Annotated in this window: 2 protein-coding genes; both read left to right on the top strand. The window is 72.3% G+C overall.

Features of this window, described 5'->3' with window-relative positions:
• The first annotated feature begins 99 nt into the window (after positions 1 to 99).
• The gene (gene ppk2 / locus ESO86_RS16375) at positions 100 to 903 is read left to right on the top strand and encodes a polyphosphate kinase 2 (protein ID WP_129235895.1); all 804 of its coding nucleotides are present in this window, start codon (positions 100 to 102) and stop codon (positions 901 to 903) included.
• Positions 904 to 1,008: 105 nt separating this feature from the next.
• A partial coding sequence (locus tag ESO86_RS16370) for a VOC family protein (RefSeq protein ID WP_129235894.1) occupies positions 1,009 to 1,774 on the top strand: 766 nt, incomplete at its 3' end.

The following is a 1,774-nucleotide window of genomic DNA, read 5'->3' as shown; positions in this document are numbered from 1 at the left end:
GCGGGTGCGCGCGGCACGCCCGCGCCGCGCCGCCGTGCGGCGCCGTGGCGCGGCATCCGCTCTAGGCTTCGGTGCAGGGGTGCGCGAATGGGCAAGAGGATGCCGAAGCCGCTGTACGAGCAGGAGCTCAAGACGCTGCAGGCGCGGCTCGTCGAGATGCAGAAGTGGGTCCAGCAGTCGGGCGCCCGCGTCGTTGTGATCTTCGAGGGGCGGGATGCCGCGGGCAAGGGCTCCGCGATCAAGCGCGTGTCGGAGTACATGAACCCGCGCGTGACGCGCATCGTCGCGCTGCCGGCGCCGAGCGAGCGCGACAAGACCCGGTGGTACTTCCAGCGGTACGTGCCGCACCTGCCGGCCGCGGGCGAGATCGTGCTCATGGACCGGTCCTGGTACAACCGCGCCGGCGTCGAACGCGTCATGGGGTACTGCACCAACGCGGAGTACCAGCGATTCCTGCACCAGGCTCCGATCTTCGAGCGGATGCTCGTGGAAGACGGCATCATCCTGCTGAAGTACTGGTTCAGCGTCTCGGACGTCGTGCAGGAGGAGCGCTTCCGCTCCCGCCTGAACGACCCCATGCGGCGCTGGAAGCTGAGCCCGACCGACCTGAGCTCGATCACCAAGTGGGAGGACTACTCCCGCGCCAAGGACACGATGTTCCTCCACACCGACATCGCCGAGGCACCCTGGTACGAGATCGAGAGCGACGACAAGCGCCGCTCGCGGATCAACGTGATGGCCCACATCCTCTCGAAGGTGCCGTGGGAGCCCGTCCCCCAGGAGCCGATCGAGATCCCCGACCGCCCGCCGTCGGCCGGCTACGAGCGCCCGCCCCGCCAGTGGACGAACTCGGTGCCCGACTACGCCCGCGAGGTCGAGAAGCGCGCGGGCGCGGCAGACTAGTCCTCACGACCGCGTCAGGGCGGCCGTGGGTTCCGCAGCAGGTTGCGGTCCGCTATCTTCGGGCGCGTCGGCCGCGTCGGGCGGTCGCCCCGGGACGGAGGCGCCATGGGCGAAGATCAGCGGCTCGCGTTCCTCGCCGCGGACGGGGTCGACGACTGGCGCGTGGCCTACTGCGGGCCGATCGCGCGATACGCGTGCGCGTCGGTACGGGCGGGGACGGCGTTCGCGACCGCCGTCGCCGCGCTCGAGGAGACGGCGGAGCATCCGCCGCTGATCGACGTGCGACCCGACGGGGTGATCGTGCGGCTCGGCGGCGACCTCATCGACCTCGACGACGGCGCGGCAGGTCGGGCACGAGCCGTCTCGGCCGCTGCCCGTGAGGCGGGGCTCGTCCCGCAGCCCGCACGCACCCAGGACGTGCAGGTCGCGATCGCGACGAACGTTTCCGTCGACGAGGTGCTGCCCTTCTGGCGCGCGGCCCTCGGATACGCCGACCACATCGGCGATGACCTCGTCGATCCGCGCGGACGCGCGCCGTCGGTGTGGTTCCAGCCGCTCGACCCCGAGAAGCCGCTGCGGCACGCGATGCACCTCGACCTCGCCGTGCCGCGCGAGCTGGCGTCGGCGCGACTCGCAGCAGCGCTCGACGCGGGCGGGCGCGTGGCGTCCGATCGCGAGGCGCCGCAGTTCTGGACGTGCGCGGACGCCGGCGGGAACAAGGTCGACCTCGTGACGTGGACCGACCTGCCGGTCCCGGAGGACGAGCCGACCTCGCTCGAGATCCTGGCTGCCCCGCGCAGGGGGCCGGCCCCGCGATCCGACGCGGAGCACGGGCCGAGGCACGAGCGAGCGGATGCCGCGGCCGGCCCGG

Source organism: Agromyces binzhouensis (genome assembly GCF_004135055.1).
Taxonomy (GTDB): Bacteria; Actinomycetota; Actinomycetes; order Actinomycetales; family Microbacteriaceae; genus Agromyces; species Agromyces binzhouensis.
Note: the sequence above shows the minus strand (reverse complement) of the source record. Positions and strands in the feature narration are given on the sequence as shown.

What these genes read in the sequence shown, in the direction of transcription:
- ppk2 (WP_129235895.1), top strand. Translation starts at nt 100, where the DNA reads ATGCCGAAGCCGCTGTACGAGCAGGAGCTCAAGACGCTGCAGGCGCGG.